The sequence below is a fragment of the Enterococcus sp. DIV2449a genome, assembly GCF_051711225.1.
Taxonomy (GTDB): domain Bacteria; phylum Bacillota; class Bacilli; order Lactobacillales; family Enterococcaceae; genus Enterococcus_D; species Enterococcus_D casseliflavus.
Map to the genome: position 1 here is coordinate 1,341,299 of NZ_JBIOME010000001.1, position 15,117 is coordinate 1,356,415.

Genomic DNA, 15,117 nt, shown 5'->3' on the forward strand with positions numbered 1-15,117 from the left:
TCAATGATGCGGATCGGTGCTTACGGTGAGGTAATGATGCGGTTGACGCCACCAGAATATCGAACATTGGAACAGACTCACTCTTTGCGAATGGATTTTACGGGAACAGGGGTCAATCTGTTAGGTAATTTGGCGCATTTCGGCTTGACGACGTCGATGCTGACACAGGTGCCAGCCAACCGATTAGGAGATACGGCAAAAGCCAGCTTGCGTTCCTATGGAATCCAGACGGCATTTGTTGGCAAAAAATACAGTCATATCGGCAGTTATTTCGCCGAGATCGGCTACGGCGCTCGTCCGACCTATGTGACGTATCAAAATCGCCATCATAGTTCCTTTGGCGTTTCTGGTCCAGAAGAATACGCTATCGATGGATTTTTAGAAACGGTCGATCTCATTCATATTTGCGGGATCTCTCTTAGTTTGACTGAGAAAACCTGGCAAACAGCTTTGGCTTTGGCGAAACAGGCCCATGCCAAGCAGATTCGCGTCTGCTTTGATTTCAACTTCCGTCCAAGCTTGAATGAAGAATTAAATCGGGAGGTACTGAAACAACGGTATGAAACGATCCTACCCTATTGTGACCTAGTTTTCGGCTCTGTCCGTGACTTGGAGGAGCTATTGGCTTATCCCTTAGAGGAAACAGAAGGCGCAGAGCTTGCGTTGATCCAATCCTTTATTGACCAGTATCAACTCGAATGGTTCTGCGGGACACGGCGTCTAGCCGTGGAAGACAAGCAGTTTATCAGTGGAAGGATCATTACGGCACAAGATACCTACGAAACGGCACCGCAGCTGCTGCAAGTATTGGATCGGATCGGGGCAGGGGATGCCTATGCTGCTGGCGTATTATTAGGCTACGCCGAAAAATGGTCACTCCAACGCACCGCTGATTTTGCTATCACGAATGCAGTATTGGCTCATACGATGCTGGGAGATGTCCCCTTAACCACCAAAGAACAAGTGGAACAAGTCTTACGGGCACCTGGGAAAGACTTGATTCGCTAGAAAAAACACTTGCGTCCTTCTCTTGATGGATGACTGTGCAAAAGTAGACCAATCGGCTGCTTTTGCGCAATCATTCACCGCTTTTAGGAGAAGGACGCAAGTGTTTTTATTGTTTTAAAAAGGCTTCTACTTTTTTCTCAGGGATCACCCACAACAATAGCACGAGACTATCCAGAGTGATGATGAATAGGGGATGGATCAGCCAGCCGAGGAGCAATGCCAGCACGTTGATAAACAACGTAAAGTAGAGTTTCTTGTATCCGCGAAACAGTTCTACGATGGCTTGATTGTCAGGATTGGCACGAACCAAGGACTTTCCTACAAGGAAATAGCTGAAATCCGTCAATAAAATGACAGCCCCGTATAGCAGCTGAGGGGCAAGAGCGACTGGATAACGACTGACCCATGACGTTACAAAAGGAAAGAGGGTCAGTGCCAGGATCAATAAATGATTCGCCCACAAGGTCCAACCGTCGATTTTAGACACTACTTGAAATAGATGATGGTGATTGTTCCAGTAGATCGCTAACATCACAAAGCTGATCAAATAAATAATAAATTGCTGTTCCACTCCTAAAAAAGAAGCAAAGGTATCGCCTTCGGGCTGGTGCAATTCCAATACTAATAAGGTCATTACGATCGCAATGACCGCATCGGTAAAGGCTTCGATTCGATTTTTTGACATGTACATCCATCCTTTTAAGTTTCTGTTTACTGGATCAGTGTACGCGATTGTCAGAAATTCGTCGAATGATTATTCTCGGGACAAAAGCCAACGTTCCAGCTATTTCGCAATTGGCCCATTGCCTAGTGCACCGAATAAAAACAAATCGATCGCTTCTGGCATCTTGTCTTCTTTTTCTGGTGAGTCCAAATGAGCCGCCATCAGTACTAACAATTGACTGGTGACAAATTCCGGGTCGACATCCGAACGGAGATTGGAATCACTGCGACGAAACAAGTCAAGAAACGGTTCTTTGTAATTTTTCCGCCAAAGCAAGTACAGTTTTTTAGAAGTGTCCTCAGAAACGGTATGCTGAATGTCGTGCATCATCATATAAAAATTGATCCGATGCCGACTTCTTAAAAAAAGAAACATGTTCAAGATTTTTTCAGAGATCGTCAAGGAAGTATCTTCAACGGTCTGATTTAGCTTTCCAGAAACCTCTTGTGCCAAAGAGACCATCACTTCATAATAGATGGCTTCTTTGCCTTTGAAGTGATAATAAAGATTGGGTTGGGTGATGCCGACGGCTTCTGCGATCTGTCTAGTAGAAGTTGCTTGATACCCCTGCTGCATAAACAGGTTCTCTGCCACTCGTAATATTTTTTCTCGCAAGTTCAAAGTCAGCCCTCCCAACGTTCCTGACGAAGCATTTTTTTCGCGGTAAACAAAAGTTGGATTTTCCGTTGTTTCGGTACCGCTGTTTTTTCAGCAAATACTTGATAGTTGTTTTTGCGAATCACAGTCAAGATTTCCCGATAGATCAAAGCAGCTGCTAATAGAGCTTCACGGCAATCTTCATCGATTTGCGGCATCATGACAAAAGATTCTTGATAAAGCGTCTCTGCCAGTTGCGCTCCGTGTTCCCACATCTCGATAAACTGCGGGTTTTGATTGCCAGCTGCTAAAGCCTCTCGCGAAAGGTTGTATTGCGCCAAGACCGTTTGCGGCAAATAGATGCGGCCCATCCGCAGATCCTCGCCAATATCACGTAAAATATTGGTGCGCTGCATCGCTTCACCCAATTTGATGGCAGGCTCTTGAATCGCAGCGGCTGCTTGCGAGAGAATCGGCAAGAGCATCAGACCTACACTGCCAGCTACGTAGTAACTATAGTCAGAAAGCTCTTTTTCAGAGGTGGGCTGCTGGAAGTCAAGGTCTTGTTTTTGCCCCACCAATAGATCGAAAAAGGGTTGAAATTGCAGATCAAACTGTTGGAAAGAAAGGGTCAATGCCCGCCAAATGGCTTCATCAGGATCTTCTTCCTTGACGGCTTGCGGCAAGTCGATCGTATCGTCTGATACTTGTTTTTGCATTTCTTCCAAGCGTTTTTTCATGGCTTCGATCAACAATGGGTCTTGCTTTTCATCGACGGCATCATCGGCACGTCGGCAAAAGGCGTAGACGGCATAGACGGCGCGGGCTTTGTCTTTTGGCAATTGAGAAAAGGCGGTATGAAAATTTTTCGAATGCTTTTTTATGATGGCCTCACAGTATAAAAAATCGTTGTCGTATTCATCAAAGACGCTTAATGATTTAACGGTCATCTTTTAACAACTCCTCCACAGCTAACTTGGCACTTTGTATCACGATTGGCACACCCGCTCCTGGATGCGTACTGCTGCCGCAGAAGTATAGGCCTTCTGCATAATCAAATTTATTATGGGGACGATAGTAATTGCTTTGGGCTAAGGTCGGTTTCAAGCCAAATGTCGCACCGTTGTAGGCATTGAACCGATCATTGAACGTATCTGGCGTATACATTTTTTCATACACGATGTGTTCATCGATATCCGTAAAGATCGTTTTTTCTTTTAATAATCCAATGATCTGCTGGCGGTAGCTTTGGATCGTTTCATCCGTCCATTGATCAAATTTAGATAATTCAGGTACTGGGACTAAAACATAAAGACCTTCTTGACCATCAGGTGCTAAGGAAGCATCTTTCAGGGTTGGGCGATACAAGTAGAAGGAAGGATCTTCTGGCAGCTTACCAGCCTCGAAAAGATCATCTACATTGCGTTTGAAATCATTGGCAAAATAAATGCTGTGGAGTGCGCTATCCTCATATTTTTTGTCCAGACCTAAATAAAGCAAGAAACAAGAACAAGAATAATCCATCGAAGCGATTTTTTGATTGGTGTATTTGCCGCGTTTTGATTCATCAGGAATCAAGCTTTCCATAGCATAAGGAAAATCAGCCGCACAAATCACGGCATCTGCGGTGATCGTTTCTCCATTGACACGAACGCCTTTGGTTTGCTTGTTTTCGATCAATAATTCATCGATCGGCGTATTGTAATGGATCGTACCGCCTAATTCTTGGAACAAACGTGCCATACCAGTGGCTAACGTATACATGCCGCCTTTGATGAAATAGACCCCATACATCAACTCGATCATAGGGATGATCGTATAAAGGGACGGCCCTTGGTAAGGGGAGACACCGATATACAAGGTTTGAAACGCCAATGATTTACGCAGGCGATCATCTTTGACAAATTTAGAAATGGAAGAGTAGGCGTCACTAAACGTTCGCAGCTTTAACCCTGCCCATAATGATTTGGGATTGTAAAAATCTCGCCATGTCCGAAACGACTTGGTGATGAAGGACTCTTTGGCGATCACATAGCGTTTGTAAATATCTGCTAAAAAGGCAAAATAGCCTTGAGCATCTTCTTCTGAGATCGCTTCTAGCGTTTTGGTCAATTCTACTAAGTCATTTGAGAAGGTCAGCGGTTCGTCTTGGGCAAAATACAGCTGCAGCATCGGATCGACTTTCTCCATAGGAATATAGTCATTCGGATCAACGCCAGCAAATTCAAACACTTCACGATAAATTTCAGGCATCATCACGATGGTGGGGCCCACATCAAAGGTAAAGCCGTTTTCCTTGATCTGATTCATTTTGCCCCCAGGTTGACCTTCTTTTTCGTAGAGGGTGACGTCATAGCCAAGTTTTTGCAAACGGACAGCAGCAGCTAATCCTGACACGCCCGCACCGACAACAATAATTTTTTTCATGCTTGCTCCTTCTGCGAATCATCTGATTCGGCTTCTTTTTTCGTGTGTTCTTTTTCTTCTAAAACGCCATCTTTCATGACGAGAACCCGATCACAATAATCTGTTAAACGGGTATCATGGGTCACCATAATGGTGGCTTTTTGTTTTTCTTTGGTTTCTTTTGCTAAGATTTTGACGACTTCGACGGCTTTTTTTGAATCAAGACTCGCCGTTGGTTCATCTGCCAATATGATGGTGGGATCATGATAGAGCGCTCGGGCAATAGCCACACGCTGTCTTTCGCCACCAGAAAGTTCATCGGGGTATTTGTTCTGCAGCTTTTCGATCCCAAGTTGTTCAAACAATTCAGTTGCTGATTGCTCTTGGGTTTCTTTGCTGACCTTATCCACCAATTGGAGTTGCTTTTTGACCGTCAAAAAAGGGACAAGGTTGGAAGCTTGTAATATAAAACCGATCTTTTTGAAACGAGTTTTTGCCCGTTGCTTTTCTTTTTGTTTACTGAAGGGTTCATCATTGATAAACACTTCGCCTTCAGAGGGGGCTTGCAGACCACCGGCGATCGTTAGAAAGGTACTTTTTCCAGAGCCAGAAGGACCGATGATGGCGACAAATTCGCCTTTTTCTACCGAAAAGTTGGTTTCTTTCAAGGCTTCAATTGTCGCGTCCCCATCTTTAAATGATTTTTTGACTTGTTTGAATTCAATGGCACTCATGTTTTTTCCTCCTATCCGATTGCTTTCAATGGGTCGATTTTTACAATCGTTCGCACCGAGAAGAAAGCACCTAGCATCGCGATCAGAATCATCATGACACTGATACTAGCAAAGAATAATAGATTGATTTGGAATGGCACTGCCGCAGGTAACACGAGGGCGGTACCGATCGTTGCCAAACCACCGATCAAAACACCCGAGGTTGCCAATAAGAACGTTTGGGCGATCACCGAAAAAGCAATGTAGCGGCTAGAGATCCCTTGAGCTTTCATGACACCAAAAATTTCTGATTTTTGCATCGTTAGCACATAGATGAAAATTCCGATAACGATGGCAGCGATCACGATCAAGAACCCGATCATAAAGCCAAAGGTCAGCACTTGTGCGTTGTAACCAGGCAATTCATTAATAAATTTGCTGATATCCGTAGCGACTAGATCATCTGGCACTTCTTTGATTTTGCCACGAGTCACGATCGCGTTGATACGGGCATTTTCTGAATCATCTTCTTTTTCAAAACGAATTTCTTGATAGGCACCGATCGAGGTGTAGAGGACCGGAGCGACACTGAAGCGGGCGTTATCTGTAAAACCGACGATTTTCAATTTTTTGTCACTGCCTGCTAATTTGATGGTGTCACCAATGGAAATCCCGTATTCTTCCTCAATACTGCTGTCGGCGACCGCTTCATCATCTGAAGCAAACATCTCGCCATCGGTAATATTGGGTGCTAAAAATTGATCTGGATCAATGCCGAAAAAGGTGACATCGACTTTTTCACCGTTGTCTTCTTTGGTCACAACTCCAGCGGTTTGCGCCAAAACTGCTTTTTCTGGTGCATCGACTTCATCATAAAGACTGCGAGGAAGCATCGACATGTTTAAATTATCATTTGCTTCTTCGGTCAACAAAATTTGATCTGCCTCCCATTTGTCGACCGCCATCCGATTATCTTGAGCCAACCCATAAGCTAACCCAGTTAAAAAAAAGACCAAATAGGCGATTAAAAACATGACCCCTGTGACTAGGGCGTAACGCAATTTGGAATGGCGTATTTCATTGATTGCCAAAAACATAACGATTCCTCCTAATATTTTATCACTTGATAAAATAAAAATACCATTTTTTTTATTTTCAGCAAACTATCTTGCTTACAAAGAGTAAATTCGGTTAAAAAAAGGAGGTTATTTAGAAGGGGCGTCTGTTGATCGAAAAAAACCACTTGCTGCCCTTTGATTTGAATAGGCGCGTAGGAGCAGCGAAGGAGCGGGGGATTTTAGTGGAGAAAGAACGTTTAGGATAACAGTAAAAGCCCTCTGATTCAGTGCAGACACAACTGCGGCGCTGAATCAGAGGGTTCCTATTTGAAGTCTGGTGCTGGATCAAAGTGTCAATCGTCAGTTTCTTTGCTTGTAGCGATAACTAACGGCACGATTTTTTCAAAGGAGTGACGGAAGCTTTCAGGTTGTGCTAATTTTTGATAGATGATCGCCAAACCGTCTTGGTTTTTGCGATAATCCAACCAAACCTTCAGCTCACTTTGAGGACCGTATTTCTTTGAAATGTACTGATACGCTTCATGATGCAATTGTTCTAAATCTGTCAGCTGCTTTTTCTCATAAGCAAAAAGCAAGGTACGCTTGAGGATTCGCTCAAAATTTAAATCGCGATCGGCTTCGGAAATAATTTTGCCATAAAGCGAGCGAGGCTCATAGGGCAGCGAGGCGCGATGATCTTCTACAGCTTCGCCGATCATTGAAATGACTGGAGGAGAGAAAAAGCGTGGCAACACAGCATCTTGTTCAACGATCTTGCGGGAATTGCTTTCGTGGTTTTTGCGGCCATAGAGCAAGCCGATATCATGGTAGGCAGCTACCGTATAGACGATATTTAGGTCAACGGGCAATGTTTCAGCAATCTCAAAACTATTTTGGATCACTTGGTGGACGTGCGCTGGGGAGTGACTGCTATCCAATTGGTTGTATTGCGGGATGATGGAGCTTTCAATATAGTGCTTTAGTTGTGGATCAATCGGTGCATCAATCTTCATTTGTCTGGTTCTCCTGCCTTTCTTGTGCTAGATGAGGGGGAATTGAGCCAGTGCCAAACCGATCAATTGTTTCTAGACCTAGCGGCTGACGACAAAAGCCAAAGGGCTGTCCATCAATGGTGATTTGCTGCTTGAGCCACGGAAGGTAACTGATGGTATCTGTTGGATCGCCAGCAGCTGCTTGTTCCATTTTCTGCCATTCATTCGACGTAGAAATCGTTGCATCATCTTTCAATAAGCCCTGCCAAATCACCTGGATCTCCTTGGGACAAAGGTTGCCTGCCATTGATGACAGCCCGTTAAACCCTAGTGCGACCTTTTCCGCCAAGTCCGCTTCACCACCAGCATAAAAGCGAAAATCGGCAGCCGTCTTTGTTTTTAGTTGAGGCACTCGCTCCTTCCTGCCAGCTTCTTTTAAGCCGATCACCCGAGGGTTAGCGATCAGGGTCAAGAGACTTTCTGCAGATAAATCAAAGCCCGTGCGGCGGGGATTGTTGTATAAAATAACTGGTTTTTCGCAAGTATGGATCAATCCCTGAGCATAGAGGACGGCTTCCTTTTGCGTCAGGCAAAGATAAGGGGGAAAGCCTAAAACCACACCATCGATTCGGGGATTTTTGCTGATTGCTTCTGCCAACGCGAGCGTTTCATGAAATACGATGCCAGCTAAACCGAAGAGGACTTCGAAATCGGCTGCCCAGCTGGTTTCTTGCGCTAAGTCATGTAGAAGCTGTTTTTTTTCTGTTAAGGTCAATGAGTGCTGTTCACCGGTGGAGCCGCACACCAAAACCGATTTGATCCCTTGCTCTTGCAGTTGCAAGATATGAGCGATCGTCCTTTTCGTGTCAAGTCTTTCTGCATGATCAAATGCTGTTGGGACGGCAACATGCAGTGAGTGATTTAATGGAGTCATCCGATTCATCCTTTCTTGTGATACGTTTAGCCAGCGATGTTCTTCTTGCTTCTGGTGCAAGCCAAGGAAGACGAAACAACTGATTATCCACTAAGTGTAGCAAACTTCTCGTTTCAGCAAAAGGCTTAGCAAAATATTTTTAAAACGGTGGTTGCGTTTTCAAATAAAGCATGGTATTATGCAAGTAATAAAACAGGCATGTGACTGGTAATGCAGGCAGGACCTATAAAAAACATGGAAGGGATCGTTGGATTCCGTTCAATGTTTTTGTAGGTGCTGCCTGCTTTTTTCTTTGTTTGGCCAACAAAGGAAAACTAATTAAAGGAGAAGAAAATTATGAATGTAAAAGAAACGGCAACTGCCATCGTTGAGTTGATTGGCGGAAAAGAAAATATCGCACATTTGGAACATTGCTCCACACGCTTGCGCTTTACCTTAAAAGACAATAGCCTCGTACAAAAAGATGCCCTGGAAAAAGTCGATGGCGTGATTGGGGTGCGACAAAATGTTCAATGCCAAGTCATCATCGGCAATGATGTCGTTGAAGTGTATGATGAGGTTATAAACGTGTTAGGTCATGAGCTAACAGCTGATGGAGGAAGTGAAGCGAAACAAAAACAATCGTGGGGTGCGGTCCTGCTTGATTTTATTATCTCGATTTTTCAACCGTTGATTCCAGCGGTCGCTGGTGGGGGCGTTTTGAAATCCTTACTGTTACTTGCTTCTGTCACTGGATTGATGGACAATACGAGCCAGACGTATCAAATTTTGAATCTGATCGGTGGCGCACCATTGTATTTCTTACCGATTTTAGTGGCGATCACCACGGCAAATAAATTAAAGGTCAACCAATTGGTGGCGGTTTCCGCTGTCGGTGCCTTGATTTTGCCTGAACTAACAACACTATTGACAGATGGCGCAACGTTCATGGGCTTCGGTTTACAAAATATCGCCTATGCGTCACAAGTATTTCCAGCAATTTTAACGGTTTTATTTTACGCTCAAATTGAAAAGCTGTTTACCCGAATCTCACCAAAACCGATCCGTATCTTCTTTGTTCCGATGATGAGCTTAGTTATTACGGTTCCAGTTGCTTTATTGATTTTAGGCCCATTAGGCTTTGAAGTCGGAACGATTTTTTCAGCAGCGATCATTTGGCTGTATGCCCATTTAGGTTGGGTGGCAACAGGGATTTTAGCCGCTGTTTTACCATTGATGGTGGTTACTGGTATGCACAAAGCCATGATTCCCTATGCTGTTTCGTCCATGAGTGAGATGGGGGCAGAGCTGTTATACTTGCCTGCCTCATTGGCACATAACATTGCAGAAGCTGGTGCTTGTTTTGCGGTGAGTGTTCGGACCAAAGACCAAAAACTTCGTTCAACCGCTGTTTCTGCAGGCATCTCCGCCCTTTTTGGCATCACCGAGCCTGCTTTGTATGGGGTGACGATCCTGCATAAACGAGTGCTTTACGGCGTGATGGCTTCCAGCCTAGTTGGTGGTGCGGTGGCTGGTTTGTTTGCCATCAAGGCCTTCGCATTAGTTGGCCCTGGACTTGCAAGTATCACTATGTTCGTGGATGAAGCCAACCCGATGAATCTTGTGTGGGCATTGGTCACGTTAGGGGTATCCTTTGCTGTTTCTTTTGTCCTTGTCCTTTTCTTATTCAAAGACAAAGTGGTAGAAAATAAGACGACTGTTGCCGATCCCAAAGCCGAAGTATTGAGCAAACCAGTAGATGGGCAAGTGGTAGCTTTATCTGAAGTCAACGATGAAGTCTTTTCAAGCGGCATGATCGGAGAAGGGTTCGGGATCATTCCGACGTCTGGCGAATTGATCGCACCTGAAGATGGCGAGATCACGATGTTGTTTGAAACCAACCATGCGATCGGGTTAAAAACCCGTAATGGCGCAGAACTGCTCTTTCATATCGGCTTGGATACCGTCCAATTAGAAGGCAAACACTTTACCCCTTACGTAAAAGCGGGGGATCAAGTGAAACAAGGGCAACCGCTGATCCAATTCGATCTAGATGCCATCAAAGCAGCTGGTTTTGATCCAATCGTGATCTGTGTGGTCACCAATCAAGAAAACTTTATGGTCAAAACGATCGAATCAACCGATGAGCAAAGCGACCAAGGTGTCCTATCGATCGCACCGCTCGTCTAAACAAATGAGCAATGCAACAAAAACAATGTAAAAGGGGATTGAAAAAATGACTGAAACAACTTTTCCAAAGGACTTCTTATGGGGTGGCGCAATCGCCGCAAATCAAGTAGAAGGAGGTTGGAATCTTGGCGGCAAAGGTTTGTCGGTGGCAGATGTGGCGACCTACAAACCTCATGTCGATAACAAAGATTATGCGGCGCACATGAGCGTGACCGTAGAAGCCGTCAAAGAAGCGATGGCAGATCCAACAGATACCATCTATCCAAAACGGCGAGGAATCGATTTCTATCACCGCTATCCAGAAGATTTGGCTTTGTTTGCGGAGATGGGCTTTAAAGTGTTGCGATTGTCGATTGCGTGGACCCGTTTGTTCCCAACCGGGGAAGAAACGACACCCAATCAAGAAGGGATCGCTTTTTACCGCAATGTCTTTCAAGAAATGCAGCACTTGGGGATCAAACCGATCGTAACGTTGTCTCACTATGAAATGCCGCTAGCGCTTAGCTTGAAGTACAATGGCTGGGTGGAACGCAAAGTGATCGATGACTTTGTACGCTTTGCAACCGTCTGTTTCGAAGAATTTGGGGAGTATGTGGAATATTGGCTGACCTTTAACGAAATCGACAGTATCCATCGTCATCCCTTTACAACAGCAGGCATCATTCCAGAACAATCAGAAGCAGGCAAAGAAGAGCAAGAGGTGTATCAAGCGCTCCATCACCAATTTGTTGCCAGCTCATTAGTGACCAAAATCGCTCATGAGAAAAACCCAAACAATAAAGTTGGCTGCATGTTAACGAAGCTAATGACATACCCATTGACTTGTGACCCATTGGATGTTGAATTGACCTTAAAGAAAAACTTGGAAAATGATTTTTATGCGGACGTTCAAGTCAAGGGGGCTTATCCCCGAATGATTGAAAAAGATCTGGAAAAACGCGGCATCAAAATTGAAATGGCACCAGAAGACCGCCAAATCTTAAAAGATCACACCGTTGATTTTCTTTCCTTTAGTTATTATATGTCTATGGCCGAATCAGGTGATCCAAATGCCGAACGGACACCGGGCAATACGGTTTTAGGGGTAAAAAATCCCAAGCTGCCATCAACCGAATGGGGCTGGCAGATCGATCCTAAAGGCTTGAAAATCTCCTTGCTTTCATTGTATGATCGGTATCAAGTGCCATTAATGATCGTTGAAAATGGTATGGGCGCCGTGGATGTCCTTGAAGACGGCCAAGTGCATGATCCGTATCGGGTCGATTATTTCAAGGCACACTTCAAACAAATGAAGGAAGCTATCGATGAAGGGGTCGATTTGATTGGTTATACTTCTTGGGCACCGATCGATCTGGTCAGTGCTGGGACGTCACAAGTGACGAAACGCTATGGCTTCATTTATGTGGATGCCGATGATGAAGGAAACGGCAGTTATGACCGTTTGAAAAAAGATTCCTTCGACTGGTACAAAGAAGTGATCGCCACCAATGGCGCAAGTTTGGCAGAATAAACAGTGAGGAGCGAGAGTGCATGATTTACATCAAGAAAGTCTTAAATTCAAGTGTCGTACTTGTTGATAAGGAAGGCCAAGAAATGATTGCACTTGGGAAAGGCATCGGCTATGGAAAGAAAGTCGGCGACAGCATAGCCGATACCCAGATCGATCAAGTTTTTCTGCCAATCGATGAAAAAAAATCAGGTCAGTTTGCCGATTTAGTGGATGAGATTCCGTTGTACTATTTTGAAATGACCAAAGAAATCGTCCAGCTGGCGCAAAAAATGCTGCCATATCCGCTAAATTCAACGATTTACCTCACCTTATCGGATCACTTGCACTTTGCTGTAGAACGTCAGCAAAAAGGCTTGAGTGTGACCAATCGGCTCTATTGGGAAATCAAGAATTACTATACAGAGGAATTTCGAGCCGCCGAACAGGCACTGCGCTTGTTGAAAGAGAAGTATCAGATTGAGCTGCCAGAAGAAGAAGCCTCCAATATCGCGTTTCATTTGATCAATGCCCAGTCGAACACCGAGGAAAATCAAGATGGGTTGAAAAAGGCCAAATTGATCGGGTTGATCGTCAATATGGTGCGCTACTCGATCCAGCAAGACGTCAACACCAATTCGATCCATTACAATCGCTTTATCACCCACGTGCGTTTCTTCGTTGACCGATTCTTTTTGGATGGTCTGCTGCAAGAAGAAGATGAAGGACTATACCGTCAAATGTGGGCTCTTTATCCGAATGCTATGGAGATTGCGACAAAAGTCAAAGTCTATATCGATAAAGAATACCAAACGAAGATCCCTGTCAATGAAATCGTCTATCTAGGCGTTCATATCAATCGATTGATGAATCATTCAGCGATCAATTCCTAAGCGTCCTCATTTTAACAAACATAATCAAGCCGTTTTCCTTTGCTGGAGAAACGGCTTGTTTGTGTTTAGTAGGCTTGCTTGTTAGGAATCACGCCTCGAACGCCACCTTTTGGCTGCTCCACGTCGCCTTGGTAGCGTGGGATCAAATGACAATGGCAATGAAAGACCGTCTGTCCAGCAGCCTCCCCGCAATTGAAGCCGATGTTGAAGCCGTCTGGTCGATAGGTTTCCAATAAATAAGCTTTGCCTTCCTGCAACAAAGCCTGCAAGTCTTGTAATTCCTCTTGGGTGAGAGCAAAATAATCCCTGCGATGCGCTTTGGGGATCAATAGCAAGTGTCCAGGGGTGACGGGGTACTTATCAGGGATCGCATAAAAGCGTTCGTTTTCAATGATCGCATGTTTTGAGGCAGTACAAAAAATACAAGTCAAAATTTTCCACTCCTTTTTTTCAGCTAAAAAGCGTATCAATATCTGATCTTAGTGTACCAAAAGCTGATTTGAAATGAAACGCACGACAAAAAGCATGTCCTTTTGAGTCAATTGACAGTAAAATAAAAAAAAGTTTATAGATTCGCTTGACTTAGAGTGCACTTCAACCTGTATGCTTAGTGTAACTTAAAAAAACAGGAGGACGTAAAAATGGACTATGTAAAATTTGGCAATACAGGACTTGATGTGTCACCTTTGTGTTTAGGGACAATGGGATTTGGCGATCCCAACAGCGGGTTTCATGAGTGGGTGTTAGAAGAAGACGACAGTCGTGAAGTCATCAAAAAAGCCTTGGATCTGGGCATCAACTTTTTTGATACGGCAAATGTCTATTCTTATGGAGCGAGCGAAGAAATCGTCGGTCGAGCATTGAATGATTTTGCGCCCCGGGATGAGATCGTGGTTGCCACAAAACTATATTCTAAAATGAAACAGCGACCAAACAGTGGAGGCTTGTCTCGAAAAGCGATTTTTTATCAAGTCGAACAAAGCTTAAAACGCCTGCAAATGGACTACATTGATTTGTATATCATCCATCGTTGGGATTACCACACGCCAATTGAAGAAACCATGAAGGCCTTACATGATTTGGTGGTTTCTGGAAAAGTACGCTATATCGGCGCATCTGCGATGTACGCTTGGCAATTTGCCAAAGCACAAGCAGTCGCTGAAAAAAATGGCTGGACCAAATTTGTTTCGATGCAAAATCACTTGAACTTGCTTTATCGAGAAGAAGAGCGAGAAATGATGCCCTTGTGTGCCGATCAAAAAATTGCTGTTACGCCGTATAGTCCATTGGCTGCTGGACGTTTAACAAGAGATTGGGGTGCAGAGACCAAACGGTACTTAACGGATAAAACCGCCAATCAAAAGTACGACAAAACGATGGAACAAGACCGGGAGATCGTGGCACGGGTCGCTCAGATTGCTGACAAACACCAAAGCAAACGGGCGCAAATCGCCTTGGCTTGGTTATTACAAAAAGAACAAGTGGTCGCACCAATTATTGGCGCAACAAAAGAAAGCCATTTATTGGATGCTTTACCTGCCCTTGATCTAAAGCTGACTGCCGAAGAGATTGCGTATTTGGAAGAGCCTTACTTGCCTCATGCAGTGGTAGGAGCGGAATAACGAGTAACAAAAGGGCTTCTGGCTCGTAGCATACAAAACGATCTAGGAAAAAATGTAAAACAAGGAAGTGAAGCCATGAATATCAAAAAAGTCAGTGAACTGAGCGGTGTCTCAGCTGATACCATCCGTTACTATGAAAAGATTGGGCTGATTCCGCCGGTCAAACGCAATAAAAACGGTGTTCGTGAATTTGATGATGACGACTTAAAATGGATCACCTTTACTAGGCAAATGCGCAACGCTGGACTATCGATTGATGGGCTGAGTCATTACCTGGCTTTATTTGAAGAAGGTCGAGGGACGGTTCCTGAGCGCAAGCAGCTGTTAGCCGAACAAATTGCAGTTTTGCGGGAGAAAATCTCAGATATGACGGAAGCTGTTGAACGTTTAGAATACAAACTGGAACATTACGACGAGCATGTTCTGCCGACTGAAGAACGACTGCGTCAACGCAAAGCCAATTTGGTCACTAAGTCTTAATGTCTGAATTCGCTACTATGGAAATTGAAACGTTC

General features: G+C 44.3%; 15 protein-coding genes. 6 read left to right on the forward strand and 9 right to left on the reverse strand.

Annotation, left to right across the window (positions count from 1 at the left end):
- Window positions 1-3: 3 nt before the first annotated feature.
- The gene (locus IGI76_RS06265) at window positions 4-1,008 is read left to right on the forward strand and encodes a sugar kinase (protein WP_194192956.1); all 1,005 of its coding nucleotides are present in this window, start codon (window positions 4-6) and stop codon (window positions 1,006-1,008) included.
- A 106-nt stretch (window positions 1,009-1,114) separates the two neighbouring features.
- Here IGI76_RS06265 and IGI76_RS06270 read toward each other — a convergent pair whose 3' ends face one another.
- The 8 genes from IGI76_RS06270 to IGI76_RS06305 form a co-directional block, all read right to left on the reverse strand.
- The gene (locus IGI76_RS06270) at window positions 1,115-1,693 is read right to left on the reverse strand and encodes a TMEM175 family protein (RefSeq protein WP_074535651.1); all 579 of its coding nucleotides are present in this window, start codon (window positions 1,691-1,693) and stop codon (window positions 1,115-1,117) included.
- Between the two features lie 99 nt (window positions 1,694-1,792).
- A complete protein-coding gene (locus IGI76_RS06275) occupies window positions 1,793-2,353 on the reverse strand; it encodes a TetR/AcrR family transcriptional regulator (protein ID WP_010747950.1) in 561 nt (186 codons plus the stop codon).
- A 2-nt stretch (window positions 2,354-2,355) separates the two neighbouring features.
- On the reverse strand, window positions 2,356-3,279 hold the full coding sequence (locus IGI76_RS06280; protein WP_194192955.1) for a phytoene/squalene synthase family protein: 924 nt from the start codon (window positions 3,277-3,279) through the stop codon (window positions 2,356-2,358).
- Complete coding sequence (locus IGI76_RS06285) at window positions 3,269-4,756, reverse strand: phytoene desaturase family protein (RefSeq protein WP_194192954.1); 1,488 nt, start codon at window positions 4,754-4,756, stop codon at window positions 3,269-3,271. The genes IGI76_RS06280 and IGI76_RS06285 overlap by 11 nt, the downstream gene beginning before the upstream one ends.
- Window positions 4,753-5,469, reverse strand: a complete 717-nt coding sequence (locus tag IGI76_RS06290) for an ABC transporter ATP-binding protein (protein ID WP_005225713.1) — start codon at window positions 5,467-5,469, stop codon at window positions 4,753-4,755. Before IGI76_RS06290 ends, IGI76_RS06285 begins: the two co-directional genes overlap by 4 nt.
- 11 nt (window positions 5,470-5,480) lie before the next feature.
- Window positions 5,481-6,545, reverse strand: a complete 1,065-nt coding sequence (locus tag IGI76_RS06295) for an ABC transporter permease (protein WP_005235249.1) — start codon at window positions 6,543-6,545, stop codon at window positions 5,481-5,483.
- Between the two features lie 314 nt (window positions 6,546-6,859).
- Window positions 6,860-7,519, reverse strand: a complete 660-nt coding sequence (locus IGI76_RS06300; RefSeq protein ID WP_194185273.1) for an HD domain-containing protein — start codon at window positions 7,517-7,519, stop codon at window positions 6,860-6,862.
- Window positions 7,509-8,432: a dihydrodipicolinate synthase family protein gene (locus IGI76_RS06305; RefSeq protein WP_194192952.1), complete on the reverse strand. Its 924-nt coding sequence runs from the start codon at window positions 8,430-8,432 to the stop codon at window positions 7,509-7,511. The genes IGI76_RS06300 and IGI76_RS06305 overlap by 11 nt, the downstream gene beginning before the upstream one ends.
- Window positions 8,433-8,768: 336 nt before the next feature.
- Here IGI76_RS06305 and IGI76_RS06310 point away from each other — a divergent pair, with 336 nt between their 5' ends.
- The 3 genes from IGI76_RS06310 to IGI76_RS06320 are packed head-to-tail and all read left to right on the forward strand — an operon-like array spanning window position 8,769 to window position 12,980.
- Window positions 8,769-10,601 carry a beta-glucoside-specific PTS transporter subunit IIABC gene (locus IGI76_RS06310; RefSeq protein WP_438781228.1) on the forward strand — a complete coding sequence of 611 codons (1,833 nt, stop codon included), beginning with the start codon at window positions 8,769-8,771 and terminating at the stop codon, window positions 10,599-10,601.
- A gap of 46 nt (window positions 10,602-10,647) precedes the next feature.
- A complete protein-coding gene (locus IGI76_RS06315; RefSeq protein WP_194192950.1) occupies window positions 10,648-12,111 on the forward strand; it encodes a glycoside hydrolase family 1 protein in 1,464 nt (487 codons plus the stop codon).
- Between the two features lie 20 nt (window positions 12,112-12,131).
- The gene (locus IGI76_RS06320) at window positions 12,132-12,980 is read left to right on the forward strand and encodes a PRD domain-containing protein (RefSeq protein ID WP_438781230.1); all 849 of its coding nucleotides are present in this window, start codon (window positions 12,132-12,134) and stop codon (window positions 12,978-12,980) included.
- A 65-nt stretch (window positions 12,981-13,045) separates the two neighbouring features.
- Here IGI76_RS06320 and IGI76_RS06325 read toward each other — a convergent pair whose 3' ends face one another.
- On the reverse strand, window positions 13,046-13,411 hold the full coding sequence (locus IGI76_RS06325) for an HIT family protein (protein WP_142437079.1): 366 nt from the start codon (window positions 13,409-13,411) through the stop codon (window positions 13,046-13,048).
- Window positions 13,412-13,621: 210 nt separating this feature from the next.
- On the opposite strand from IGI76_RS06325, the gene IGI76_RS06330 reads away from it, so the two are divergent.
- Both IGI76_RS06330 and IGI76_RS06335 read left to right on the forward strand, forming a co-directional pair.
- Complete coding sequence (locus tag IGI76_RS06330) at window positions 13,622-14,602, forward strand: aldo/keto reductase (RefSeq protein ID WP_005225721.1); 981 nt, start codon at window positions 13,622-13,624, stop codon at window positions 14,600-14,602.
- A 75-nt stretch (window positions 14,603-14,677) separates the two neighbouring features.
- Window positions 14,678-15,082, forward strand: coding sequence for a MerR family transcriptional regulator (locus IGI76_RS06335; protein ID WP_005235261.1), 405 nt, complete (start codon window positions 14,678-14,680; stop codon window positions 15,080-15,082).
- Window positions 15,083-15,117 lie beyond the last annotated feature (35 nt).

Excerpts from the sequence above, each read along its gene's own strand:
- IGI76_RS06265 (WP_194192956.1), top strand. The coding sequence starts at position 4 with ATGATGCGGATCGGTGCTTACGGTGAGGTAATGATGCGGTTGACGCCA.
- IGI76_RS06270 (WP_074535651.1), bottom strand. The coding sequence starts at position 1,693 with ATGTCAAAAAATCGAATCGAAGCCTTTACCGATGCGGTCATTGCGATC.
- IGI76_RS06280 (WP_194192955.1), bottom strand. The coding sequence starts at position 3,279 with ATGACCGTTAAATCATTAAGCGTCTTTGATGAATACGACAACGATTTT.
- IGI76_RS06285 (WP_194192954.1), bottom strand. The coding sequence starts at position 4,756 with ATGAAAAAAATTATTGTTGTCGGTGCGGGCGTGTCAGGATTAGCTGCT.
- IGI76_RS06290 (WP_005225713.1), bottom strand. The coding sequence starts at position 5,469 with ATGAGTGCCATTGAATTCAAACAAGTCAAAAAATCATTTAAAGATGGG.
- IGI76_RS06295 (WP_005235249.1), bottom strand. The coding sequence starts at position 6,545 with ATGTTTTTGGCAATCAATGAAATACGCCATTCCAAATTGCGTTACGCC.
- IGI76_RS06300 (WP_194185273.1), bottom strand. The coding sequence starts at position 7,519 with ATGAAGATTGATGCACCGATTGATCCACAACTAAAGCACTATATTGAA.
- IGI76_RS06305 (WP_194192952.1), bottom strand. The coding sequence starts at position 8,432 with ATGACTCCATTAAATCACTCACTGCATGTTGCCGTCCCAACAGCATTT.
- IGI76_RS06310 (WP_438781228.1), top strand. The coding sequence starts at position 8,769 with ATGAATGTAAAAGAAACGGCAACTGCCATCGTTGAGTTGATTGGCGGA.
- IGI76_RS06315 (WP_194192950.1), top strand. The coding sequence starts at position 10,648 with ATGACTGAAACAACTTTTCCAAAGGACTTCTTATGGGGTGGCGCAATC.
- IGI76_RS06320 (WP_438781230.1), top strand. The coding sequence starts at position 12,132 with ATGATTTACATCAAGAAAGTCTTAAATTCAAGTGTCGTACTTGTTGAT.
- IGI76_RS06330 (WP_005225721.1), top strand. The coding sequence starts at position 13,622 with ATGGACTATGTAAAATTTGGCAATACAGGACTTGATGTGTCACCTTTG.
- IGI76_RS06335 (WP_005235261.1), top strand. The coding sequence starts at position 14,678 with ATGAATATCAAAAAAGTCAGTGAACTGAGCGGTGTCTCAGCTGATACC.